Genomic DNA, 25,712 nt, shown 5'->3' with positions numbered 1-25,712 from the left:
GCGTGGCACAGTCTACAATAACGCCCTGAGCTTCACGGTGGGGCGGAAAGCGGAAAGTGTACCATTCTGTTAGACCGCGCGCCTTTGCGGATGTCACTCATCAGAGTGAAAAATAATGGATAGCAGAATTTTAAGTACGAAAAGTGTCTACGAAGCGAGGAAAAGCCACATCGGCTGCGGGTTGCAGCCGATGTTTCAGCAGGAAAAATCAGGCAGAAGGCAGTGTCTTGTTGGCAGGCACGGCGCCTGGTTTATTGTTCAGCGTATCTCGTAGCTGTTTTTCATCCAATTGGTTGCACCACTTCGCCACCACCACGGTTGCAACGCCGTTACCCACCAGATTAGTCAGCGCACGCGCTTCTGACATAAAGCGGTCGATACCCAGGATCAGCGCCAAACCCGCCAACGGCAAGTGGCCCACGGCCGAGATGGTAGCGGCCAGCACGATAAAGCCGCTACCGGTAACACCTGCGGCCCCTTTCGAAGACAGCAGGAGTACAACCAGCAGTGTCACCTGGTGCATGATGTCCATGTGGGTATTGGTCGCCTGGGCGATAAACACCGCCGCCATGGTCAGATAGATCGAGGTACCATCAAGGTTGAACGAGTAGCCGGTTGGAATCACCAGGCCGACGACCGACTTCTTGCAACCCAATTTTTCCATTTTATCGAGCATGCGCGGCAACACCGACTCGGAAGACGAAGTCCCGAGCACGATCAACAGCTCTTCTTTGATATAACGAATGAATTTGAAGATGTTGAAGCCGTTGTAGCGGGCAATCGATCCGAGCACCACAATGACAAACAGCAAACAGGTGATATAGAAACAGGCAATCAACTGGCCCAGTTGCACCAATGTCCCCACGCCGTATTTACCGATGGTAAACGCCATGGCACCGAACGCGCCCAGCGGAGCCAAGCGCATGATCATGTTGATAATGCCGAAGATCACGCGTGAGAAACTCTCAATCACGTTGAAGATCAACTGGCCTTTTTCACCCAAGCGATGCAGGGCAAAACCGAACAGCACGGCAAACAGCAACACCTGCAAGATATTGCCGCTGGCGAATGCACCAATCACGCTGCCTGGAATAATGTCCAGCAGGAAGGGAATGATCCCCTGTTGCGACGCCTGCTCGGCGTACACCGCCACCGCTTTGGCATCCAGCGTGCCAGGATCGACGTTCATCCCGGCACCGGGTTGCACCACGTTAACGATCACCAAGCCGATCAGCAGCGCAAGGGTACTGACAATTTCAAAGTACAACAGTGCAATCGCCCCGGTCCGGCCAACGGCCTTCATGCTTTCCATACCCGCGATGCCGGTCACCACGGTACAGAAAATCACAGGTGCGATAATCATTTTGATTAATTTAACAAATCCATCACCCAGTGGTTTCATCTGGGCGCCGATGTCAGGGTAAAAATGGCCAAGCAGGATACCTAACGTAATGGCTGTCAGCACCTGAAAATAGAGGCTCTTAAAGATAGTTGTTTTCATATGAAATCCTTTGGGGGGAGACAACGCGGCAGTCGGACATTCACTCGTCCGTCCTGTTTATCGCTTGCGCGGAAAATAACACCCACATAACAACATGGAAATAATTTGTTGTCCCCCAAAACGCTTATTGATACGAATTTAAGAGCTGAAACGCGTCAGCTAGGCTGCAAAATTGAAAGTTACGTAAGTTTTTCTTTGCACTAACGCAAAAGGGGTAGGAATGAAGCGCGATTTTCGGACGCCACAAAAGTACCAGAAAATACGGGCATCCCTAAAAGAAGATAGCGAAAAAACCGACTACACAGGCGAACAGAATTGAGCCTCAAACGCCTCACGGGGCAATGGCTTGGCAAACAGAAAACCTTGACCATTGCGAATGCCATGCTGCAAAAGCCAATCCCGCTGTACGTCGGTTTCAACACCCTCCGCCATCACAGGCAAGTCGAGCACCTCAGAGATGGAGCTGATGATACGGACGATTGCATCATCCTCCGGCAGGCCATCAATGAAACTCTTGTCAATTTTAATCAAATCTATCGGCAAGCGTTTGAGATGATTCAGATAATTCAGGCTGGAATAGCCCATACCAAAGTCATCCAGCACGATAGACAAGCCCAAATCATGCAGTTCACGCAGCAACTCCAGCACATGCTCAAGATCGTTCAGGCGCACGGTTTCAGTAATTTCCAGCAACAGCTTGCCCGGTTCGATCTGATGCTGAGCCAACAGTTGTTTCAGGTGTGGGACAAAATCTTTATGTTGCACCTGAATCGCGGAAACATTCACCGCCAGTGGCAACCTGATACCTTGCTTTTGCCACTGCTCCAGAATACGGCAGGACTCTTCCAGCACCCAGTTGCCGAGCGGGATGATAACGCCCAACTCTTCCGCCAATGGGATCACTTCCGTTGGCAACACAACGCTCCCATCGTGCTGCTGCCAGCGCAGCAACGCTTCGGCGCCCAGCACCTGCTGGGTTTGCATATCCACCTGCGGTTGCAGAAACAGCGTAAACCGGCGCTGCTCGATTGCCTGTAAGATCTCGCTTTCCTGCGTCAGCCTCTTCTGCGTTTTTTCCGTCAGGCTTGGCTCAAAGAACAGGATCTGATTCTTGCCTTCACGATGTGCCGACATCATGGCCGACGTGGCACTACGCAGCAGTTGCTCTGCGCCTTCCCCACGAAACGGAAAATGGGCAATACCGATGTTGGCACTGGGCCGTAGCGACATTTGTTCCAAACTCAGCGGCTGGTTGATTTCCGCCATAATGCGCCTGGCCAACTGCATGGCATGGAGTGGTTGTTCAATATTTTTCGCCAGAATGGCAAACTCGGCGTTACTCAACTGCGCCAGCACACAGTCAGTACCTATGGAGATCCGCAGTTTTCTCACCATCATCAGCAACAGCGTTTCACGCCTTGACGGGCTGAGCACGCCGGACACTTCGTGCAATGTTTCAATCCCGACCACCAGCAGGTTAAAACGCGCCGGGCGCGAACTGGAAGCCATGTGCTGTTCAAGCAATGCGGTAAACAACACCGAGTTGGGTAATTCGGTAATCGAGTTATGGGTGCTGAGGCGGCTCATTTCAGTATGCGCTTTGGCCAGCATCTGCTGATTGCGGTTGTAATTGCGCACCAGCAAACCCAATTCGTCATCCTGGTGCTGAGCGGGCAGCATCAACTGGTGATAAGGCATATCTTCCGGAGAGATATTCTCCAGTTCCCGCACCATCGCGCGCAGTGGGTAAACCAGCAACCGATTCATACACCAGGTAATGGCAACGGACAGGATCAAGGCCAATAACAGATAAGTCGACAACATCGTCGATAGCGTGCTGAGAATAAACTGGTACATGCGGAACGAATCAGCCTGTAACACCAGATAAGCCAGCGGCTGAGGATTGGCGGGCACCCGCTCCAGCGAATAAAGCGGCACGGAAATCTGCACCGGTAGCTCAAAAATACGCTCCAGCAGCGCAGGAACCGGCCGTTCAGGCGGGAAATTGGCATGCACGGCTTCAAACTCATTCGGCAATACGATGTAGGCTCGCGTGAGGATCCCCACCGGCAGCAACGAATTGAGCACCCTCTCGGTTTCCGGCACATCCATGCGTAGCACGGCCTCGGCAAGCGGTTGGCGGACAGAGTGCGCGATACTCTCCAATTGATGGGCGTAATCATCCCTGCGCTGCTGCACAAAATGGAATAACTGGATCACGATGAAGATACAGATTGTCACCAGTGCGACACTGGATACCGTTGCCATCTGCTTAATCGTTAATGAACGCCTGACCTGCAAACCTTCTCTCCGCTCATGCGTGCTGCAATAAAAAGGGGCGGATACAGTATCCTCGCCCCTCGAACCGGTCTGAGTATACGCGATTGCTTCGTATTTTTGCCTGGCCAACCGTCTGGCTAAAGGCAGAAAAGCGCGGGTTTCAGTATTTTCCTAACTGGAATGCCCACAGGGTAACAAAACTACCCTGTGGGTGACACCCGAATCGACCGATTTCTCATTACTTGAAATCAGCGTATGGCGTCAGGGGCTGCGGTGGCAAATCGAGATCGCCTTGCCAACCGTCGAACGAGTAACGCAGATAAATCAGAGCATGGCTTGGCGTATAGTTTTTGGCCTGCTGGATATCCACTCCTGCCCCCATGGTCCAATGAGAACCGAGGCGGCGCTCGATAATCGCCCGCAGCGTATAGCCGATCCCGGAGGAGGAACTGCCCGTTTCTACGTCAAACTTGTCTGGCAGTGAATCAGGGATCAACCCCTGTAACGGATAACGTTTTTGGTCATTGGATTTTGAATGAGAGATCGACACCGAGCCCCCCACCTCCCACGACCAGTTCTCGGTGCGCTGGCGATAATTCACCGGCACTGCCAGCGATACGTACTCCTGCGGGCTGTAATAGCCCCCTTGCCCCAGAGAATAACCGCTCAAATCTTTCTGGTAGTGCCACAGCATGCTGCTCAGGCCAAGGCTCAGGCGGCGGTTATCTTCGTTGATCAGCTTATAGTAGTAACCGGCCATCAGGCGCTGACGCTGGTTATCCTCAACGTTTTGGCCGGTAAGCTGATGAGCGCTGAGATCGGCCCAGACGCCGTTGGCTTCACCGCGATCGTAACTGCCACTGAGGCTGATGCCGGTCGCGCGTACGCCGCCCCAGGTGATACCGGTATTGGGATCGCGTGTGCCGCCAAACGCCAGCAATGAGCTGGAAATCGGCCGACGCGAGACTCCCAACCGCCAGCCAATATGGTTCCAATCGCCGTTGTATGCCAAACCACCGACCCAATCCACCACGTCAAACCCCATCGGTGTAGTGCCCAGATCGGTTTCCCAACGATCGTTTTTCCAACCCACGGCCACGCTGGTGCCAGTGGCTCTCTGCCGCTCGTCACCGCTGCAACCCACCGTATTACAAGTCCCGAAGGTTTCGAAGTGCTTGCCCTGAGCATCGGTAGAAAACCTGCCCGCATTCAGTTGAACGGTATCGGTACGGAAGAAAGCACGGCCGTCATACAGCGGCAGATCCACCTGCAACATGGTGTCGTGTGCCTTGTAATCGGAGATCCCGCCGGTCCCGCTCGAACCCCAATAGTCATGATTCAGCGTTACCTTCACATCCTGCTGGCGGTAGAGGTCGGCAGCGTCGGAGCGGATACCGCGTTTCAACCAGTCATCCATCGGATTATTACGCGTCGCGCGGGTGTAGCTGTCGTTATCCAGCAAGATGGCGGGCACCATGCCGCTGGCCAGCATGGCCTGGCGATAATCCTGCTGCGCCTCCGTTGGCCGCTGTTGCGCCTGTTCCAAGCGCGCGGCATCGCGGTACACCAGCGCTTTCGCCTGGCCAACGGGTTCGCGCACCGCGGCGGTTTTCAACTGCGTGAAGATGGCCGTCGCTTTCTGCGGTTCACCCACCGCGTGCCAAGCATTAGCGAGCCGACGCTGGCCGTTGAGCGATTCCTCCTTCGGTGGCGCGGTTTGCAGCCGCTGATGTGCCTCAGCCAGCCTACCTTCGGCCACGTAGGCTTCAATCTCTCCCAGCCGGGCATCCGGGTTGCTCGGTTCGCGCAGGCGCACCCGCTGATAATTGGCCAACGCTTCGCCGTAATCCTCTCTTGCCAACGCCCAATCGGCAAGCAGCAGATCGATACGCGTATCCGCCGGTTGCTGGCGCAGATAGGCAATAGCCCCCGGCTCATCACCTGCGGTACGCCGTTTTTCGGCCTGATCCAGCGTTGCCTGCATCTGTAGACGTTGTGCCATCTCACGCATATCATCGTTCCACTGCGCTTTCGGTAACGTATCCAGATGCGCCAGTGCCTGACCATCGCGATCGCTGGCTGACAGATACAGCGCATAGGCATAAATTTGCTGCGGATCGTCAGGCTTTTGCTGCACCAGTTGGCGGAACAGCGCATCGGCCTGCTGTGGGTGCCAGTCCTGACGCAAAGCCTGCGCATAGTGATAGGTCAGCCAAACATCGCCTGGATCCATTTGATGGGCTTGCCGATATATCTCCACCGCTTGCGACCATTGCTGGTGCTGTGTCAACGCTTCGGCCTGCTGTTTCAGCATATCCAGTTGCAGGCCGTTGAGCGTATCGCGCAGCTTATCCTGTTGCCGGCGTGGCAGGCCGTTCAGATAGGCCAACGCCTTTTGCGGAGATTGACGCTGGTAGATATTCACCAAGCCACGTACTGCACTGCCGCTGCTCGAATCCAAGCGCAAAGCCTGCTGATAATAGCGCTCTGCGGTAACATCATCTTTATGGGCCACGGCAACGTCAGCAAGGCCGATCAACGCACTGTTATCACTACGGTCTATCTGCCGCGCCTGCTGGTATTTCTGCTGCGCCAGCGGCAGATTATTGGCTTTCAGCGCTTTATCACCCGCATCGATCGCCAGCCAGTAGCGATTGCTCTGGATCAGGCTTTGCCATTTACCGCTGTCGTAGCCATTTTTATCTGCTTTCTGCGCCTGCAAGAACAGGCTCAATGCTTTCTGGCGGTTACCCGCGCGCGCGTAGGCCAAACCCAGCGCTCCCAGCACCTGCGCGTCATCCGGCGTACTGCTCAGCGCTTTTTTCAGTTCTGGGATCGCCGCGTGGCCTCCGCCTTTATCCACCCGCGCCAGACCGGCAATACGCGCCTGATAGGCGGGATCGGCCAACAGAGTCTGCTGTCTGGCTAATTCCTGCTGCGCACTGGCAGCCTGATCGCTGCTTTCAAACACGCTGAGGAAGCGGTTAAGCGCGCTCACGCTCTGTGGGCTGACCGGCATCGCTTTGATTTTTTCCAGCCACAGGTCGGCAGCAGGGCCACGCCCGGCGGGATCGGCAGCAAGTTGCTGCAAAACGTCGTAGGCTTGTTTCTCCTGGTTTTGGCTGAACAGCAGCTGTGCCAATACCATACGCAGGGAAATATTACCGGGGTACTGCTGATCCAGCCGTTGCAGCTTTTGCTGTGCCACAGGCTCTTGCCCCGGCAAGCGGGCCACCAGCTTCCAGTATTCCACCGCCAAATCGAGGGTCGGAGGATCGCCCTGGAACAGTTGATCGTACTGCGCCTTGGCCTCCGGTAATCGCCCGGCAGCCGCCATCAAACGCGCCTGCTGCAGTTTCTGGCGCGTTTCCGGCTGGGTCAGCAACAGGTTCATCTCCGCCTGACGGTAAACGGCTGATTGTGGAGCGATATTCTTCAATTTGTCCAACTGCTGCTGCGCCAGCACCTGATTGCCCTGACGCAATGCCAGACGCATACGTGCCGAAATCACCTCAGGATTGTTCGGATCCAGCAGTTCGAGACGATAAAGCGACTGACGCACCAGTTCGTCTTTATTGCTGGCCTCGCCGACGCGTACCTGCTCCAGCAGCCATTGCTCGGGAGCAACGGTTTCTGCACTTTGCGTCGTCAGCGGTAACATCGCCAGACTCAAAGGAAACAGGCACAGCCAGTTTATTCTGAAGTTACGTATCGCCCACATGGCATTTAGTCCCGCTCATCCGGTGACAGGCGACGGCGGCTATAGGCCTTCAGACCACGCCACAGCAACAGCGCCAGAACGACCACCACAAACGTTGCCACGACGGCGAGCCACACAGGATGTGTAGCCAGCAAATGCCAGACACGCTCCCACCACGGCAGATGGCCGACATAGTAAATATCCCCCACGCTCAGGCTGCTGATACCCGATTCACGGATCACCGCCACCGAGCCAAACACCGCGGCACGTTTACCGCCGTCCAACAGCGCATCATTCAACAGTTCATAGCCCCGAGGGCTATCCGCCAACAGCGCCACAATGCTGCGTTGATCGTTAAACGGCGACTGTACGCCGACAATCGCCGCCATGGCCCCTGCGGAGCTGATGGTGGTTTTGCTGTCTGGCGTTGCATCATCCTGTTGCACTTTTATTTCCGGCAATGGCAACTGACGCATCGGCTGTTTCACCCAGCTTTGCGTGGCTTCTATCAGCAGGTTGATTTTCCTCTCATCACGCAGCTCAGGCGGGATGGTGCCGATCAGCAGAATATCGGCATCCTTGTCCTTGGCCTGCGACCAGTCATCGGCCAACGTAAAGGCCAACGCCGGATAGCCGGTTTGGGCACCCACATTCCCCAGCGCGTTGAGCAAAGCACTCACCTGAGCGGGTTGTGGCTGTGTGTTCACCAATACCAAGGTCTGTGACAGATCCGCCATGCGGCTGAACGGGAAATTGGCATTGGCAAAGGCACGCAGATCGGGCATTTCCATAAAGTGCCGATAGCCGGAAAAATCGATGGTGGAGCTGCCGTCGATCACCGCATGATTAGGTGCTACTGAATAGGTTTCGCAGCGATCTGCCGTGCCGCTGCCTAATAACGTGGTGTAATCAAAGTCAAAGCGTATCTGGTTAGTTGCCTCAAGCTTCAGCGCCGGAATATTGACGGTTTTCTCGGTAGCAATCAGCCCCTGCCGCAGCGGAATGCCCAACAGCTTCCCGTCCTGTTCGTTCTCTGGCAACAGCGAGGAAGCTTGCACAAACTGGTTGTTCAGGCTGATGCTCAAACGTGAACCATCCTGCACGCGCGGAGCGGTGTAACGATATTTCAGCAACATATCGATACCCGTACTGCGGATCAGGAATAAATCTGGCGGCAGATTCATATTCAGTGAGATCGGGCCTGGCTCAATACCGCTGGTTTGCAACTGCCCAGCATATTGTTGCAGCTCGCTAAAGGTCATCGGCCGATCGGTACGCACCCAGTTTGGCGCATCGTAAGGCTGCCGTGGTAACAGCTGTTCGACCTTATCCACCGTCAGGCTCTGGCCACGGAACAGGATATCGCCCTGCGCGATCCCTTGTACGGCGGTAATCAGATCGTTGTCATCACGGCCCTGTATCAACAGCAGCTTCACATAGGGGTTATTCGGATGGCTGACCATGGAGACCGTTGGCCCGTTCACCTGCGGAGCCTCTTTCAGGAAATCTGGCCGCTGCTGATTGGTCGCAAACACGATCGCATGCTGGCTGGGTAGCTGATTAAACAGCGTTGGGAACGACTGACCGCGCCACTGCGCCTTGCTGCCAAACCAGGAGGCCAGAATGCCTGCCGCGCGTTGCTGCATCAAATCCGGCTGCCCGGCGAACACCATCGGCAGATTTAACGGGCGATTATCGCGTCTGTCGAAGAAAGGTTCAGGGAAATGTGACAGGTCGTTTTCCAGCGGTAATTTCTGGAAGCGCAGGTTCAGCGAACTGGATTTGCTAATGTCCAACCATAAGACGCTGTTAGCCGGATTTTCACAGATATTCTGATAATGGCCGACAAACTCCAAGCGCACGCGGTTAAAATCACTGATATAGCGCGGATCGATCGACAACTGAACCTGATTGGTTTTACCCAATTGCTCTTTGGTAATGGTTTTCACCCCCATCAACTCGTCGTTGAGATAGACCTTCACGTGGGATTGCTCTGGGATCAGTGAAGGTGAGGGGGTAAACGTCAGATCCAGCATCGCCTGTGATACCACTTCGTCACTGCGCACGCCAAATTCCACCTGCCCTTGAGGACGCGTCCCACGTAGCGCAAAGGTCCCCGGCGGCGGTGCGATCTGCGCGAAAGGGAGCTGCACGTCACGCACTGGCGCATTCGGATCCTCCGGCACGGCAGGTCTGATAGGCGTAGTGATAGAAGAGCCAACCGCCTCAGCCGCCGGTGGCAGCCCAAGGGCGATCGCTGAGGTCGGTGTTTCCGCCTGAGACAGGGTACTGATGCCTAAGGCCAATGCGGTAAACCAGGTTATTTGTCTCTTCATCATATCATCATCAATGTTAGAACCTGTTCACGGGCGAGCGGTTGCAGAATACACCGCCTATGCCACAGTCTCTTTCTGAATGAAAGCCGGTTCCCTACCTACACCTTGGGGGATAAATGACACTATCCAGGCAATCAGCGTGGTCAATCCGGCAATAATGCCGCGAATGATGGGCGGTGAATAATCCGCCATTCGCATGTAACCGTGGATCCCCAGCATCAGTACATCGCGCAGGCTTTCCACCGGCTTATCTTCAGGGAACCCGTCTTGCCACAGTGCCCAGGTATCGGCACGTGCAAAGGTACACTGAATAAATTCAATATGCTGACGGATGGTCAGATCCTCCAAACGGACGCCAACGTGAACGCCACTGGCACGCGTGACGAAGCAGGGGAAACTGAACTCCTGCTGGCCGCGTTTGAGCAAGAGGAATACTTTGTCCCCGTCCTTCAACTGCTGCGGAACACGCATTTCAAGACCAACACCACCGTCTGAGTAATCCCGCAGGCTGCAAGGGAACAGATGACCATCCGTCCTTGCCAACGCCGCCGGCATGGCAATTTCCACCCGGTGTGAGCGACGCATCTGTTTGACTTCCACCGCCACCGCGATAGCACCGCCAAGAATCAGCATGTTGTAAAAGACCCATATCAGATTGAGCACCACCGTCATGAGCTCCTCGGTCGGGCCGAAGAAGAGACGCCACGCACCAAACCCAATACCGGCCAGATTCAGGACTACCAGGAACAGATAGGGGCGGGTAATCACCCAATCGAAATGATCCTGATCTGACAATTCTCCCTTGGCCGTTACGTTGAACTTGCTTTTATGCGGATTGAGCAGGGCTAGCGTGGTCGGCCGGGCGATATACCAGGCCAGAACGGTTTCGTAGATTTCCCCCCAGAAAGAATGGCGATACTTGCTCTGGATGCGCGAACTGGTCAGGCTGGCGTGGATCATGTGCGGCAGAACGTACAGCGCGATCGCCAGTGCCGGGGCATAGATGATGTAGGCGTGTAGCAGTAGGAACACCAAGGGTGCGATCAGGAAAATCAAGCGCGGGCCACCGGAAAAAAAGTGCAGCATGGCGTTGGCGTAACACAACCGCTGCCCCAGTTTGAGCCCTTTGCCCAACAACGGGTTATCCAGCCGGAAGATCTGGGCCATGCCGCGCGCCCAGCGGATGCGTTGGCCAACATGCGCAGCCAGGCTTTCCGTTGCCAAGCCAGCGGCCTGTGGAATGCGAATATACGCCGAAGTATGGCCACGGCGATGCAAGCGTAACGAGGTATGGGCATCCTCGGTGACGGTTTCCACCGCAATACCGCCAATTTCATCCAGTGCGCTGCGGCGCAGCACCGCACACGAGCCACAGAAGAAGGTGGCATCCCACATGTCGTTGCCGTCCTGCACCAGCCCATAAAACAGCGTGCCTTCGTTCGGCGTCTGGCGAAAACGTCCGAGGTTGCGTTCAAAGGGATCCGGTGAGAAGAAATGGTGCGGCGTTTGCAGCATCGCCAGCTGTTTATCTTTGAAAAACCAGCCCATGGTCAGTTGCAGGAAAGATCGCGTCGAGACATGGTCACAATCGAAGATAGCCACAAATTCCCCGGTGGCCTGCTTCAGGGCATTGTTAATGTTACCGGCCTTCGCGTGTTCATGAGTGGGGCGCGCGATGTAACGCACGCCTACTTTTTCAGCAAATTCCTTGAATTCTTTACGATTGCCGTCGTCAAGAATATAGATAGTGAGCTTCTCTTTGGGCCAGTCGATGCCCAGCGCGGCGTAAATGGCCGGTTTAACCACCGCCAGATCCTCGTTGTAGGTCGGCACCATCAGATCCACCGCTGGCCAGGTGCTGATGTCAGCAGGCATCGGTACCGGCTGACGATTCAGTGGCCATGCAGTCTGGAAGTAACACAGCACCAGCACCACCCAGGCATAGGTTTCAGCGGCCAGTAATAACAGACCACAAACCAGGCTGAATGGATCGCCCCAATTCAGCGTCTCGGTGTAGCGCCACCACAAGTAACGGCAGGAAACGGTGAGCGACAGCACAATCAGCATCAGGCTCGGTAAGCGGCCAGGTAAACGGCGCACCATCATGGCAACGCCCCACAGCAGCAGTACAAATACAAACTGAGCCCATAATTCAAAAGGCTGAGAAATACATAACAGCGCCATCAGCGCCGCAAACACCCCGACGGTAATAAACACGATCTGCCGTACTCGTCGATTCAGCCGACTGAAACGTTGCCACAGACGCTGCCCCATCTCGGCTTGCTGTATCCGCTGCGGAAAACCTTTCATTGCTTTGGTGTAGTTGCGTTGCAGGCGTTGCCAATTCTCAGCATAGTGGCGCTTTTTCGGCACCGAGGGGCGACGGGTGATCAGCAGCCACGAGCACTGCAACAGATAACGCACGACGTCCGCTGGCTGCGGACGCTTCTGCGAGATATGGGGGAACCAGTGATGACGATTAGCCCTGATCCTCTGCCAGGCCGGGGATTCGAAACGCAGGATAATCCAGCCCAGCATCACCATCAGGGTATTGAAAAAAGCAGCAAAGGGAGAGGCTTTCTTCAGGCGATAAGTGCGATAACGCGCCTGTACCGCCTCACGAACAGGAGGAATCAACAGCAAGCTTAATAGCCGGCTCATGCCGCCACTTCCTGCAGATTGATTAAACACCAGTTGGCCAGGGTCACTATCTCCTCAGCGGCCAGGCTTTCCGGCCGGTACTCCCCTAGCGGCTGTTTCGCGGCCAACGCTTCGGATAACGCTTCATCGCGATGGACCATCAACGGGACCAACCTGGCCAGCGTTTGCAACCAAAATTGATGCAAGTCCTCCTGCAACTGGCTGGCGGCGGAATAGTTATTCAGCAGGAAGTGACAACCAGCCGGTAAAGCCTGTTGATGCAGCCGAGCATGGCAATTAGCATCGGGGTTAAGCACCAGGAAAACCGTGTCGGCCAGAGCCAGCTGCTGCTGAATAACGGGGCTGTTACCGGCCGGGATATCCAGCAGGATCCAACGGTATTGCCCGGAGGTTTTTACCTGTTGCAGGAAATCCTGCCAACGCCCCGGTGTTTCGCCACACAACTGCGCGATTTCCCACTGTTCAGCCACGCTTAAACGGCCAAATGGCAGAAAATCGAGATTTTTGCAGTAACGCATGGCACCTTGCTGCCAGTCACTGCCATCCAGTTCGGCGCGCGCCCAACCACGGGTCAATTCGAAGGGGGTGTTGAAATGCAGCCGCAGTAAATTGTCCGGTGAAAAGTCAATCACCAGCACCGATTCCCCTAATTCCTGCAATGCCCAGGCAAGCGCGGCGATCAACGATGTTGTGCCACTGCCCCCCCGCATCCCCTGCAATGCAATCACCGACATAGGTCAGAGGCTCCCCGTTTTTTGTGCCAGTTCGGCTAACAGTGGCCAGCGATCCATCATTTTCGCCAAGCGTTCCTGACGTAAAATATCGACGTAGTTTAATTCAGGTAAAGAAAATGCGAGGCTTAAGGCCAGTAAGTCATCCTGCATCAGCGGCTGATCCACCGTGCGAAAATGTGATAAATCACCCTTATTCATTCTGCCACCTTCAATAAAGTAGGCTAATGTTAAATGACTATAGCAACGATCGAAGAAAAACAACCAATAAGATGAATTTTAAAGGGTATTATGACATAGGCCAGTGAGTCCTGTTATTCTTGGCCTCAACGTTACGGTTTTTCAGTGGCTGAATCTGTCAGATCTGTGACACTTTCGACGAAAGCAGAATAAATCTATGGCGCATGCTTTTTTATTAGGTATCCGACAAATATGGGAAGAGTTGTCGGTAATGCAATCTCCCGGGTTTTACTGGGTTAACGTCGATCGCCAGACCGATGCGAATTTGTTTTGTCGGCAAATTGTCACCGCTCAGGCAGAAGACAGCGCATTGGCGCTAATTTGCAGCGGTGACACCCCAGGTAATGTGCTGACCGACCTCCCTTCTCCGGCGGTAAAAAAACTGCCCCTGTATGCCTTACCGGAAAAAAAGGCGGCGCTGCTGTATTTGCGCAACGACTTAATGCGCACGTTAAACCCCAAAAACCGCCTGCTGATTCTGCTCGCTCCCGCCAGCCTGTGGCAAACCTTCACCAACGATGAACTGCGCGAGTGGTCATACAGCACCGCTAAATGGTTGCGTCAGCGGCAGTGCACCATGGTTATCCTCAGCCACAGCAGCGGCGTTAATAGACTTCGGGGCCAACTCAGCACCGAACACCGTATTTTCAATGGATTAGCCAGCCTGCAGTGGCAGCAGGACAATGCGCAATACCTGGTTAACTGGTGGAGTACGCCACACTGTATCAACGCCAACCAACTGGTGACGCTATACCCAACGCCACAAGGCTGGCAGGCCGAAGAGGAAGAAACCACTTCGCTTCATAACACTCAGGTCGTCAGCGATGCAGGCCGCTATCTGGCGGAACGGTGCATCCTTGAAGGCGCGCCGCCGCTGTCCGTCAACTGGCAACTGTTCGAGAACAGCACCTTGCTGACCCAGCAAGGCATGCAGACCATGGCAGCGACGATGATTTTTGCGCTCTATCAGAGTGACAACATCGATACGCTGGCTCACCAGATCCATAACCTGCGCCGCCAGCGCGGGAATGGGCTGAAAATTGTGGTACGCGAAATGAGCGCCAGCCTGCGTTACAGTGACGAACGCCTGTTGCTGGCCTGCGGGGCCAGTCTGATTGTGCCGCATGTGGCACCGCTTTCGAGTTTTCTGACCATGTTGGAAGGCATTCAGGGCCAGCGTTTGTCACGCCATATTCCAGCCAATATCGACGCCCTGCTGGCCGGGCTGCGGCCATTGCAGGTTAAAGGGTATCTGCCGCTGGAAGATTTCAGCAAGGCGGTGGTGTCGCTGATGGAAAATACCTTGCTGCCGGAAGACGGCAAAGGCGTGATGGTAGCGTTGCGCCCCGTTCCTGGGTTGACCGCCCGGCAGTCCATGACGTTGTGCCATCAGCGCCGCTTCGGGGATATCATGACCGTGGCACAAAACCGGTTGTTCCTGTTCCTTTCTACCTGCCGGATTAACGATCTGGACACAGCGCTGAAATTCATCTTCCGGCTGCCGGTACGTGAAGCCTTCAGCAACTGGGTGGTCTGGTATGAGGATGTAGATATTCTCTCTGAAATCAACCGGCTCGCGCACAACCTGGAACTGGCCCAATCCACCGTCAAACGCGATCTGAAGGCGATGCCAAAAGCCACCACCGCCACCACCACCGACGATCCACTGGCCGAACAACGCCGCCAGCCGGTGCCTTTCACGCTATTAAGCCATGAGCAAGGGGAGCAAGGATGAACGACATTACCGATATCATGCAGATCATGCTCCTGTGCGCGATCATCTTTATTCCCTTGGGGTACGCGCTACATCGCCGTTTCCCAAACTGGCGCCAATATTGTCAAAATCGACTGTTGTCGCCACGCTATTTAAAACCGGCAGGGCTGTGGACTCGCAAAGAGCCTTCTTCTCAGATTAAGCGTGAAAACCATAATGGATAAAAACAAAATAGCGCCGCCTGAACAGGGTTTGTGGCACTACTGGCGCGGTCTTGGCGGTTGGAACTTTTACTTTTTGGCCAAGTTCAGCCTGCTGTGGTTTGGCTATCTGAATTTCCATGCGCTGCCAAACCTGGTGTTTATGGCATTTTTGCTGATGCCGATCCCCTCGCCTCGTCTGCACCGCTGGCGGCACATCATTGCCATTCCTATCGGTATCGGTCTGTTCTACCACGATACCTGGTTGCCTAGTGTTAACAGCATCATCAGCCAGGGTTCATTGCTCACGGGTTTCAGTGCCCAATATCTGCTTGAGTTGGTCGATCGCTTTATCAACTGGCAGATGCTTGGCGTGGCTTTCGTCATGCTGATTGCTTATCTGTTTCTGGCGCAATGGCTACGGATCACGACGTTTACCGTCGCTGCCATGGTGTGGCTAAACGTGGTTAATATTGCAGGCCCAGCAGTGGCTTTGCTGCCAACTGCCAATACCGCAGCGGCAACGGTGCCGGTTACCGCCCCGGCTAATGAGGCCGCTCCTGGCAGCAGCCAGCCAGTCACCAATGGCCCACCCACCAACACCAATCTCACCGCCAGTCTGGAGCAGTTTTACGATCAGGAAAGAGCTCGCGCCACGGCCTTTCCGGCCGCACTGCCCAGCGATGCTCAACCGTTCGACCTGTTGATCATCAACATCTGTTCGCTGGCCTGGGCCGATCTGGATGCGACTAATCTGCGTAACCATCCGCTGTGGGACAAGATGGACATTATGTTCACCAACTTCAACTCGGCAACCGCCTACAGCGGCCCGGCGGCCATCCGCCTGCTGCGTGCCAGCTGCGGCCAGGATTCGCACCACGATCTTTATCAACCGGCCAATCAGCAGTGTTACCTGTTTGATAATCTGGCCAAACTCGGCTTTAAATCGCAACTGATGCTGGATCACTCAGGGATGTTCGGTGATTACCTGAAAAACCTGCGTACCGATGGCGGTTTGCAGGCCCCCCTGATGTCACAAGCGGGTATCAGCAATGAATTAACCTCTTTCGACGGCGAACCGATTTATAACGATCTGGAATTGCTCAACCGCTGGCTCGATCAGCAGCAAAAAGGAACGGATACCCGCACGGCCACCTTCTTCAACGTCATTCCATTACACGACGGCGATCGATTTATCGGTGGCAACAAAGCCGCGGATTACCAGCCACGGGCGCAAAAACTGTTAGATCAGTTGGACAACTTCTTTGATGAGCTACAAAAATCCGGGCGCAAAGTGATGGTAGTGCTCGTACCGGAGCACGGTGCCGCGCTGATTGGCGACAAAATGCAAATGTCTGGCCTGCGCGATATTCCAAGCCCAAGCATCACGCACACGCCAGTAGGCGTCAAATTGATCGGCATGCAGGCCCCACATCCTGGCAGCCCGTTTGTGATTAAAACGCCGAGCAGCTATCTGGCGCTGTCTGAGCTGGTATCCCGACTGGTGGATGGCAAGGTCTTTACCGCGCCAAACGTCGATTGGCAAACGTTGACTCAGGGCCTGCCGCAAACTCTCGCCGTTTCCGAAAATGACAACGCGATTATCATGCCCTATCAGGGCAAGCCGTATATTCGCCTCAACGGCGGCGACTGGGTGCCTTATCCGCAGTAAAAAGCCTGGCTCGCCAATGAGCACGCCTTCGGGCGTGCTTTTTTATCCAACCCGCAAAAAATAAAAAACGCCGATATCTCTACCGGCGTTGGATTCATTCAGTTGCAGAACACAGCCTCAGGAACCTGAAGCTTCATCCTGATCGACCGCAAAGCACGCTACCATCTGCTCACCGTACTTTTTCAGCTGCGGCTGCAACTGCGTACAGGTGCCAAAGGCGCGGCGACAGCGGGCATTGAACGCACAGCCCGGCGGTGGGTTCATCGGGCTTGGCAACTCACCGGTCAGTTTGATGCGTTCGCGGCGCATATCCGGGTTCAGGCGCGGCGTGGCAGAAAGCAGCGCCTGCGTATACGGATGCCGTGGGTTGTTGAAGATCGCGTCTTTACTGCCCTTCTCCACGCAGCGGCCGAGGTACATCACCATCACTTCATCGGCGATATGTTCGACAACCGACAGATCGTGGGAAATAAACACATAAGACAGCCCCAGATCCTGCTGCAAATCCATCATCAAGTTCAGCACCTGCGCACGCACCGAAACGTCGAGCGCAGATACCGGTTCATCGGCGATCACCACGTCCGGGTTGAGCATCAACCCACGCGCGATGGCAATACGCTGGCGCTGCCCGCCGGAGAACATGTGCGGATAGCGATCGTAATGCTCGGTTTTCAGGCCGACTTTCGCCATCATCGCCAACACTTTCTCGCGCCGCTCGGCAGTGGACAACGTGGTATTGATCAACAGCGGCTCTTCGAGGATCTGCCCGACCTTCTTGCGCGGGTTAAGCGATCCATAAGGATTCTGGAACACGATCTGGATCTTCTGTCGGCGCAGCTTTTCCGCCGTGACGTCCGGCTTCAGCAGATCCTGCCCCTGATAGTAGAGCTCACCACCGGTTGGGATTTCGATCATCGTCAGCAGGCGGCCCAGCGTGGATTTACCACAGCCGGACTCCCCCACCACCGCCAGCGTTTTACCACGCTCCAGCGTAAAGGAAACGCCGTCCAGCGCTTTCACCAACTGTTCCGGGGCAAACATCCCCTTTTTGACCGGATAGTGTTTTTTCAGGTCAATGGCCTGCAATAAAGGGTGGTTCTGGCTCATACGGTCGGCCTCCCCGCATCATCCAGCGGTGTGTGACATTTAACCTGACGGCCAGGAATGGTGCTCAGTTCTGGCTCCTCAGTACGGCAACGCTCGTTGGCATACGGGCAGCGCGGGTTGAGCAAACAGCCTTCCGGTCGATCGTATTTCCCCGGCACCACGCCCGGCAACGACGCCAAACGCGCCTTGTCGGCGGCGAATTCAGGCAGCGCACGCAACAGCGCCTGCGTATAGGGATGGCGCGGCGCACGGAAGATCTCCGATGCCTTGCCCGATTCCACCACCTGCCCGGCATACATCACAATGATGTGATGCGCCGCTTCCGCCACCAGTGCCAGATCGTGAGTGATCAGCAACAGCGCCATATTTTCCCGCTGCTGCAATTCCAGCAGCAGTTCGATGATCTGTGCCTGAATGGTCACGTCGAGCGCGGTGGTCGGTTCATCAGCAATCAGCAGCTTGGGCCGACAGGCGATCGCCATGGCGATCATCACGCGCTGGCTCATACCACCGGAAAGCTGATGCGGATACACATCCAACCGCGAGGCCGGATCGGGGATGCCCACCAACGTCAGGAGATCGATAGCACGGCTGCGACGAGTGCGGCGATTACCGCCCTGATGCACCTTCAACGCTTCCATAATCTGGTAACCAACGGTATAGCACGGGTTCAGGCTGGTCATCGGATCCTGGAAAATCATCGCCACTTCAGAGCCCACCAACTGGCGGCGCTCCTTTTCGGAGATTTTACGCAGGTCCTGACCGTTGAACTCCAGTTTGTCGGCCATCACCTTGCCGGGATAATCAATCAACCCCATGATCGCCAGCGAACTGACGGATTTACCGGAGCCGGATTCACCGACGATGCCAACCACTTGCCCCTGTTCCACGCTGTAGCTGATTCGGTCTACCGCGCGGAACGGCGCACCTTCGTCACCGAAGTGCACCGAAAGTTTGTCTACATTCAATAATGCCATGATCCGGTCCTCGTCACTGCTTGAGTTTGGGGTCGAGGGCATCACGCAAGCCGTCCCCCATCAGGTTAAATGCCAGAACCGTCAGCAGAATTGCCACGCCTGGGAAAGTCACGACCCACCAGGCACTTTGCGCGAACTGCAGTACATCGGAGAGCATGGTGCCCCATTCTGGCGTCGGCGGTTGTGCGCCCATGCCGAGAAAGCCGAGAGCGGCCATATCCAGAATGGCATTCGAGAAACCCAGAGACGCCTGCACGATCAGCGGTGCCAGGCAGTTTGGCAGAATATTGATGAACATCTGGCGCAGCGCGCCAGCACCCGCCACGCGGGAAGCGGTGACGTAATCGCGGTTGACCTCCACCAGCACCGCCGCACGGGTTAACCGCACATAGTGAGGTAAGGCCACAAACGTCAGCGCCAGCGAGGCGTTAACGATCGACGGGCCAAATACCGCCACCAACACTAGGGCCAACAGCAGGCTTGGCAGCGCCAGCATAATATCGACCACACGCATGATGATTGCATCCACCACGCCGCCGAAATAGCCCGCCAGCAAACCAAACACCACGCCCATAATCAGCGACAGTACCACCACCAGGCAGCCCACCAGCAACGACAGACGCGCGCCGTACATCAGGCGCGACAGCATATCGCGCCCCACATCGTCGGTACCCAGCAGATACTGCCAGCTACCGCCTTCCTGCCAGACCGGTGGCCTGAGCAGGGCGTCGCGGAATTGTTCAGCCGGGGCGTGCGGTGCCAAGAACCCGGCGCCAATCGCTAAAACCAGCATGATGATGATATAAACCAGGCCGACCACGGCCCCTTTGTTGCGCTTGAAATAGTGCCAGAACTCCTGGAACGGGGTCATTGGCTTCGGCGCACCTTTCACTACCGACTCGGTAACTTGAGACATCAGAGCGCCCCTTATTTCTTGTGGCGAATACGCGGGTTGACCACGCCGTAGAGCACGTCTACCAGCAGGTTAACCAGAATAATCATACAGGCGACCAGCAATACGCCGCCCTGAACAACCGGATAGTCGCGACGTTGCAGCGCGTCCATCAGCCAACGGCCAAGCCCCGGCCAGGAGAAGATGGTTTCGGTCAGGATCGCACCGGCCAGCATGGTGCCAACCTGCAAACCGATCACCGTCACCACCGGCAGCAAAGCGTTACGCAGCGCATGCACCACGATCACCCGCATGCGGCTCACCCCTTTGGCACGCGCGGTACGGATGTAGTCTTCACCCAGCACTTCCAGCATCGAGGAACGGGTCATACGCACGATCACCGCCAGCGGAATAGTGCCCAGCACGATCGCAGGCAGGATCATATGCATCACCGCATCTTTGAAGTCGCCCGGTTCACCCCAGATCAGGGTATCGATCAGCATAAAGCCGGTCAGCGGCAGGCTGTCATCAAGGAACACCGTGTCACTGACCCGCCCTGACACCGGCGTCAGGTTGAGCTGCACCGACACCAGCATGATCAGCATCATGCCCCACCAGAAAATCGGCATGGAGTAGCCGGTCAGGGAGATACCCACGGCGGTGTGATCGAAGACCGAACCGCGTTTAACCGCCGCCAGAACGCCAACAGGAATACCGACGATCACCGCGAAAAGCATCGCGCAGAGGCCCAGTTCAAACGTAGCCTTAAAGCGCGGGACAAATTCTTCCCAAACGGAAATACGGCTCTTGAGTGACGTACCCAGATCGCCCTGCAGCACGTTGGATACGTAATGGAAGTATTGTTGAAACAGTGGCTTGTCCAGCCCCATTTCTGCCATGAGTTGTGCATGGCGCTCTGCGGAGATCCCGCGTTCCCCGGCCATGATGGTCACCGGATCACCGGGGATCATATGGACGAATGCAAAAGTCAGCAACGTTATGCCGATAAACGTTGGGATAACTAACCCCAAACGTCGGAGTATGAACTGCAACATATCCCGAACTCTCTGTATCAATGCCCAGCAGCTCATCGTCCGCCAAGCTTATTAAAACTCACATGCTTCACAACATTCCTTTAGGGACAGGAATGCAGGGGCGCAAACCGTTGCGCCCCTGCCTATTCACCGTACCTTATTCTGGCTTTTAACCCGGCAAGCAGGCCAGAGAGCAAGACGTGCAGTGCACAACCATCGACGCATACTATTTAAGATAGGCGAGATTGTGAGCACCGCACGGCCATCTGACCGTGCTGCGAATTAAAATTTAATCCAGAGAAACGTGTTGGAAATCGTGCAGGCCCAGCGGATTAACCACGTAGCCCTTCACTTCTTTGCGCACTGGCTCATAAACGGTTGAATGGGCAACAATCAGCGCCGGAGCCTGGTCGTGCATCACGACCTGAGCCTGTTTGTAGAGCTCTGCACGCTTGTCGTGGTTCGCTTCTGAACGTGCCGGCTGGATCAGATCCTCAAACGGCTTATAGCACCAGCGAGCATAGTTGGAGCCATCTTTGGCCGCCGCACAGCTGAACAGGGTAGCGAAGAAGTTATCCGGATCCCCATTGTCCCCGGTCCAGCCCATCATCACCGCCTGATGCTCACCCTCTTTGGCACGCTTGAGATATTCGCCCCACTCGTAGCTGACGATGTTGGCTTTAACGCCAATCTTCGCCCAGTCAGACTGGATCATCTCGGCCATACGACGCGCGTTCGGGTTGTATGGACGCTGTACCGGCATCGCCCACAGATCGATGGCGAAACCATCCGGCAAGCCAGCCTCTTTCAGCAGTTCTTTCGCCTTGGCAGGGTCGTAAGCGTAATCCTGCACCGCATCGTTGTAGCCCCACATGGTGGGTGGGATCAGGTTTTTGGCTAGCTGACCCGCCCCCTGATAGACCGCCTCGATGATTGCCTGCTTGTTCACCGCCATGGTCAGTGCCTGACGCACCTTCACGTTATCCAGTGGTTTTTTCTCAACGTTGAATGCCACATAACCCACGTTCAGGCCAGGTTGTTCCATCAGATTGATGGTTTTATCCTGCTTCATACGGGCAATGTCAGCCGGGTTCGGGTACGGCATGACCTGGCACTCGTTTTTCTGCAGCTTGGCGTAACGCACGGACGCATCTGGCGTAATGGCGAACACTAAGCGATCGATCTTCGGCTTGGTGCCCCAGAAACCGTCAAAAGCCTTGTACAGGATTTTAGAGTCTTTCTGGTATTGCAGCAGTTGGAATGGCCCGGTGCCCACCGGGTTCAGATCCACTTTATCCGGCGTACCGGCTTTCAGCATATTGTCGGCATATTCCGCAGACAGAATGGAGGCAAAACCCATCCCCAAGTTGGCCAGGAACGGTGACTCTGGGCGGTTCAGATGGAAGCGAACGGTCTGATCGTCGACTTTTTCAATCTTGGCGATCAGATCCTGCATCCCCATCCCTTGGAAGTACTCATAGGTACCGCCAGAAACTTTGTGGTAAGGATGATTGTTATCAAGCTGACGTTGGAAGGAGAAAAGAACGTCATCGGCATTCAAATTACGCGTTGGCTTGAAATCCTTGGTGCTGTGCCACTTCACGCCTTGGCGCAGGTGGAAGGTATAGATTTTACCGTCTTCGCTAATGTCCCACTTCTCAGCCAAGCCGGGCTCCAGCTCTGTGGTACCCGGTTTGAACTGAACCAGACTGTTATAGATTGGAATTGCACTGGCATCCAGCGTGGTGCCAGAGGTGAACAACTGCGGGTTAAAGCCTTCCGGCGAGCCTTCAGAACAGTAAACCAGGGTTTTTGCTTGTACGCTGGCCGCTACGGTCAACGCGATCAGCCCAATACCGAATTTCACAATCCCCGATTTTGCCAAGGAACTTGTCATCGCTCATGCTCCAATTAGTGTGATGTGATGTGTGTACACCCGCATTTTTCAAACCACAGCGACATGGGCTGCAACTTGAAACCTATTGGGTAAATACTGCCAGGCCCTATATTTTTTATTACGCGGCCCGTGCAGCGGTGCCCGAAGGCAAGAGGAATTATAGCGCGAGAGTGCCGGATGGAACGCATCACAGCGGGGCGTTTGAGCACGTGGAATTCACTCATGCAACTCTCGCTCTTATCCCTGAGGCTACCAAATTGCCAACTGTTTGGGGTGCCGTCAATATAACCAGTGGTGATTTACCTAGACTGTGAGAAACAGCAAACAAACATAAAAAAAACCATTCGATAACATTTGCAGAGTTAAAATTTGTGCTATAGGCATTTTTTCAGACCAATACGCCAGATAATGGAAATTAACTAGCGTTAATCTCCAATAAAAAACTAAAAAAGTTTGTTACTGAATGACGAATATCTGAACGGTTATTTTTGTGATCAAGGTAAAAAGCAGGAGGAAATGCTGCACGCCACCCAAAAGATCGGAGGGGACAGCGTTTTGTAATCGGTGCCCCAGCCCCATTCTGCACGGCGTAAAAAAACTTCTGTCTGTGGTTTCTAGCGAGAGGAGGAAGATAACTCGCATCTTTGATGTTCTTAAATTTCAGGCGAAAAAAAACCTGCTCGAAAGCAGGTTTTTCAAATGTGGTCGGCGAGAGAGGATTCGAACCTCCGACCCACTGGTCCCAAACCAGTTGCGCTACCAAGCTGCGCTACTCGCCGTAGCGGGGCGCATATTACTGCTGGCGATTATACGCGTCAATGACTTTCTCCACTGTACCGCTCAAGTGCTGGCAAAAGCATCAACCAGCAGAGTGCTGGTAAATAGATTACAGCACGTTATTCATCGGTTTGCTGCGTGGTACATGGCACCAGTTGTTTTCATCCGCAATGCCGCCGTTTGGTGAGGTGTAGCCAAGGCAGCCAAGAATAGAGTCAAACAATTCAACGTGACGATGGGTTTTGCCAATACGTTGCTGCGCCTGCAACTGCTCAAACGCCGCCTGATGCTGCGGTTCGGCCAGGAATTGATCGGATGCCCACACCATCATCGGCACGCGAAACTGCTCTGGTGGGGCCATTTCACGCGGCGTGCCATGCAAATGAGAGTTCTCACCGATCGACTCACCGTGATCGGCGGCATAAAACACGATGGCTTTCTTGTCGCGCACCTGATCGATCACACTGCTGATAAAGGTATCGGTATACAGCACCGAGTTGTCATAAGCGTTGATCAGCCGCTCTTTGGAACAGAATTCATCCACCCCCATACACTCCGGTTGATAGCGCGCGAAGCTGCGAGGATAACGCTGCGAATAGAGATAATGTGACCCTTTGGTATGCAGGATCACCAGATGCTTACCGTCCGGATAGCGCGCCAGCGACTCTTTCATCTCGTCCACCAGCAGCATATCGTCTACCGACTTGCCATCGTTACGCTTCTCAGAGGCAATCATTTCGCGGAAAGAGTAATTATCCACGTTGGTATTGTTGTAGAACCACACTTCACTTTGCATGGCGAACAGTTCAGAGGTGAACCCCAGGGCGTTCAGTACGGCAAACACATTCTGCTCTTTCAGGGTGCGTTGCGGATTATCCAGAGCCCCCCCTTCGCGTACAAACATACAACGCAGTGACAGCTTGGTGGCGGTATCACAGGATTCACCGCGAAACGCCACCAGGTTTTTTTCCTGAGACAATTTCGGTGTGGTATCGCGGCCATAGCCCAGCAACCCCATATGATCCCAGCGGGTGGTTTCGCCGATAATAAACACCACGTAGGTATCATCGATCCCGGCCGGTGGCACATAAGTAAAATTTTTGCCCGGATCAAACATATTAGCGTCATCCTGGCTTTCATCGTAACGGGTATAAGCAAACAACCCGAGTGCCGACAACCAGTTAGAAGGCAGATAAGAGTGCGCTACCACGCCGCCGTAGCTGGGCAGATCGATATTGGTGATTTTTTCCTGCGCATTTTGCTGCTTATCCAGCGTACGCAACGGCAGCCACACCAGAGCCACCACTGCCAGCAGTATCAACAGCGGTTTCGTGCGGTGCCCTGGGGTTTTTAACTGTTCAATCAGCGTATTCCGCAAGCTGTTCGTCCAGATACACAGCAGCGGCAAGGCGCTGACTACCACCATCCACAGCACAAAGTGCAGCCCAATCATCTCTTTGGACAGATCAATATCGGTGGTCATCACCGAGACGATAATCCCGTAGCCAATCACCACGTTGAAGAACGTCATGTAATAGCTGGCTGCCACGGAAATCAACACCAGCAGCGAGGCGATAATGCGGTAAAACAGCCGCCCACCGAGCGACATCAGCCGCAAGATAAAGAAGGTGAACAGCACAATGGCCGCCACTTCGGTCACCGCGGCAATAACCTTAATCCCTTGAATGCCTTGGGCAAAAGAGTCAAAACGGCGGTAGAAAACGGAGATGTTCAAAAAAATGCCGATATAGATCGCCAGCAATAACGATAAATTTTGCTGGGACAACGAATTAACTTTACTCATGTAACACAGAAGCTCCGAGGCTTTGCTTGTTATGGCTCCATCAGACAGTCAATACAGTTGCAGGTTCATTCGCCAGGCAATAAGTTCGGTTTTACCCCCCATAATTAAGATAATCACCACGGGATAAGCATTTTTTTCCACTTTTCGTGGCGGAATTTGGCGAGAAAATAGGGATAATAAGTGGGGCCG

Annotated in this window: 16 protein-coding genes and 1 tRNA gene; 3 read left to right on the top strand and 14 right to left on the bottom strand. The window is 54.7% G+C overall.

The features are described from left to right. Nucleotides 1-208: 208 nt before the first annotated feature. From ACX1CU_RS00990 to bcsR, 7 genes are all read right to left on the bottom strand, one after another. The gene (locus ACX1CU_RS00990) at nucleotides 209-1,501 is read right to left on the bottom strand and encodes a dicarboxylate/amino acid:cation symporter (RefSeq protein WP_459400812.1); all 1,293 of its coding nucleotides are present in this window, start codon (nucleotides 1,499-1,501) and stop codon (nucleotides 209-211) included. Between the two features lie 297 nt (nucleotides 1,502-1,798). Further along, nucleotides 1,799-3,802, bottom strand: a complete 2,004-nt coding sequence (gene hmsP, locus ACX1CU_RS00985; RefSeq protein WP_459400811.1) for a biofilm formation regulator HmsP — start codon at nucleotides 3,800-3,802, stop codon at nucleotides 1,799-1,801. Nucleotides 3,803-4,019: 217 nt separating this feature from the next. Beyond that, the gene (gene bcsC, locus ACX1CU_RS00980) at nucleotides 4,020-7,493 is read right to left on the bottom strand and encodes a cellulose synthase complex outer membrane protein BcsC (RefSeq protein WP_459402906.1); all 3,474 of its coding nucleotides are present in this window, start codon (nucleotides 7,491-7,493) and stop codon (nucleotides 4,020-4,022) included. Nucleotides 7,494-7,507: 14 nt separating this feature from the next. Beyond that, complete coding sequence (bcsB, locus tag ACX1CU_RS00975) at nucleotides 7,508-9,817, bottom strand: cellulose biosynthesis cyclic di-GMP-binding regulatory protein BcsB (protein ID WP_459402905.1); 2,310 nt, start codon at nucleotides 9,815-9,817, stop codon at nucleotides 7,508-7,510. A gap of 57 nt (nucleotides 9,818-9,874) precedes the next feature. After that, nucleotides 9,875-12,478 carry a UDP-forming cellulose synthase catalytic subunit gene (bcsA, locus tag ACX1CU_RS00970; protein WP_459400810.1) on the bottom strand — a complete coding sequence of 868 codons (2,604 nt, stop codon included), beginning with the start codon at nucleotides 12,476-12,478 and terminating at the stop codon, nucleotides 9,875-9,877. Further along, nucleotides 12,475-13,212, bottom strand: a complete 738-nt coding sequence (bcsQ, locus tag ACX1CU_RS00965; protein WP_459400809.1) for a cellulose biosynthesis protein BcsQ — start codon at nucleotides 13,210-13,212, stop codon at nucleotides 12,475-12,477. Before bcsQ ends, bcsA begins: the two co-directional genes overlap by 4 nt. Before the next feature lie 3 nt (nucleotides 13,213-13,215). Then, nucleotides 13,216-13,362, bottom strand: a complete 147-nt coding sequence (gene bcsR, locus ACX1CU_RS00960) for a cellulose biosynthesis protein BcsR (protein WP_459402904.1) — start codon at nucleotides 13,360-13,362, stop codon at nucleotides 13,216-13,218. Between the two features lie 244 nt (nucleotides 13,363-13,606). Here bcsR and bcsE point away from each other — a divergent pair, with 244 nt between their 5' ends. The 3 genes from bcsE to bcsG are packed head-to-tail and all read left to right on the top strand — an operon-like array spanning nucleotide 13,607 to nucleotide 17,035. Further along, nucleotides 13,607-15,184 carry a cellulose biosynthesis protein BcsE gene (bcsE, locus tag ACX1CU_RS00955; RefSeq protein WP_459400808.1) on the top strand — a complete coding sequence of 526 codons (1,578 nt, stop codon included), beginning with the start codon at nucleotides 13,607-13,609 and terminating at the stop codon, nucleotides 15,182-15,184. Then, nucleotides 15,181-15,387 carry a cellulose biosynthesis protein BcsF gene (gene bcsF, locus ACX1CU_RS00950; protein WP_459400807.1) on the top strand — a complete coding sequence of 69 codons (207 nt, stop codon included), beginning with the start codon at nucleotides 15,181-15,183 and terminating at the stop codon, nucleotides 15,385-15,387. Before bcsE ends, bcsF begins: the two co-directional genes overlap by 4 nt. Continuing rightward, entirely contained in the window at nucleotides 15,380-17,035 is a 1,656-nt protein-coding gene (gene bcsG / locus ACX1CU_RS00945) for a cellulose biosynthesis protein BcsG (protein ID WP_459400806.1), read from the top strand. Before bcsF ends, bcsG begins: the two co-directional genes overlap by 8 nt. 117 nt (nucleotides 17,036-17,152) lie before the next feature. On the opposite strand, the gene dppF is transcribed toward bcsG, so the two are convergent. The 7 genes from dppF to eptB form a co-directional block, all read right to left on the bottom strand. Continuing rightward, nucleotides 17,153-18,142 carry a dipeptide ABC transporter ATP-binding subunit DppF gene (gene dppF / locus ACX1CU_RS00940; protein WP_459400805.1) on the bottom strand — a complete coding sequence of 330 codons (990 nt, stop codon included), beginning with the start codon at nucleotides 18,140-18,142 and terminating at the stop codon, nucleotides 17,153-17,155. Beyond that, nucleotides 18,139-19,119 carry a dipeptide ABC transporter ATP-binding protein gene (dppD, locus tag ACX1CU_RS00935; protein WP_459400804.1) on the bottom strand — a complete coding sequence of 327 codons (981 nt, stop codon included), beginning with the start codon at nucleotides 19,117-19,119 and terminating at the stop codon, nucleotides 18,139-18,141. The genes dppF and dppD overlap by 4 nt, the downstream gene beginning before the upstream one ends. Before the next feature lie 13 nt (nucleotides 19,120-19,132). After that, the gene (dppC, locus tag ACX1CU_RS00930; protein WP_459400803.1) at nucleotides 19,133-20,035 is read right to left on the bottom strand and encodes a dipeptide ABC transporter permease DppC; all 903 of its coding nucleotides are present in this window, start codon (nucleotides 20,033-20,035) and stop codon (nucleotides 19,133-19,135) included. An 11-nt stretch (nucleotides 20,036-20,046) separates the two neighbouring features. After that, nucleotides 20,047-21,066 carry a dipeptide ABC transporter permease DppB gene (dppB, locus tag ACX1CU_RS00925; RefSeq protein ID WP_459400802.1) on the bottom strand — a complete coding sequence of 340 codons (1,020 nt, stop codon included), beginning with the start codon at nucleotides 21,064-21,066 and terminating at the stop codon, nucleotides 20,047-20,049. 268 nt (nucleotides 21,067-21,334) lie between these two features. Continuing rightward, nucleotides 21,335-22,942 (bottom strand): dipeptide ABC transporter periplasmic-binding protein DppA, encoded by a 1,608-nt coding sequence (gene dppA, locus ACX1CU_RS00920; protein ID WP_459400801.1) that lies wholly within the window; start codon nucleotides 22,940-22,942, stop codon nucleotides 21,335-21,337. Nucleotides 22,943-23,644: 702 nt separating this feature from the next. Further along, nucleotides 23,645-23,721, bottom strand: a tRNA-Pro gene (locus tag ACX1CU_RS00915). A 107-nt stretch (nucleotides 23,722-23,828) separates the two neighbouring features. Next, on the bottom strand, nucleotides 23,829-25,523 hold the full coding sequence (eptB, locus tag ACX1CU_RS00910; protein ID WP_459400800.1) for a kdo(2)-lipid A phosphoethanolamine 7''-transferase: 1,695 nt from the start codon (nucleotides 25,521-25,523) through the stop codon (nucleotides 23,829-23,831). Nucleotides 25,524-25,712: the final 189 nt, after the last annotated feature.

Source organism: Serratia sp. D1N4, from assembly GCF_054552755.1.
Note: the sequence above shows the minus strand (reverse complement) of the source record. Positions and strands in the feature narration are given on the sequence as shown.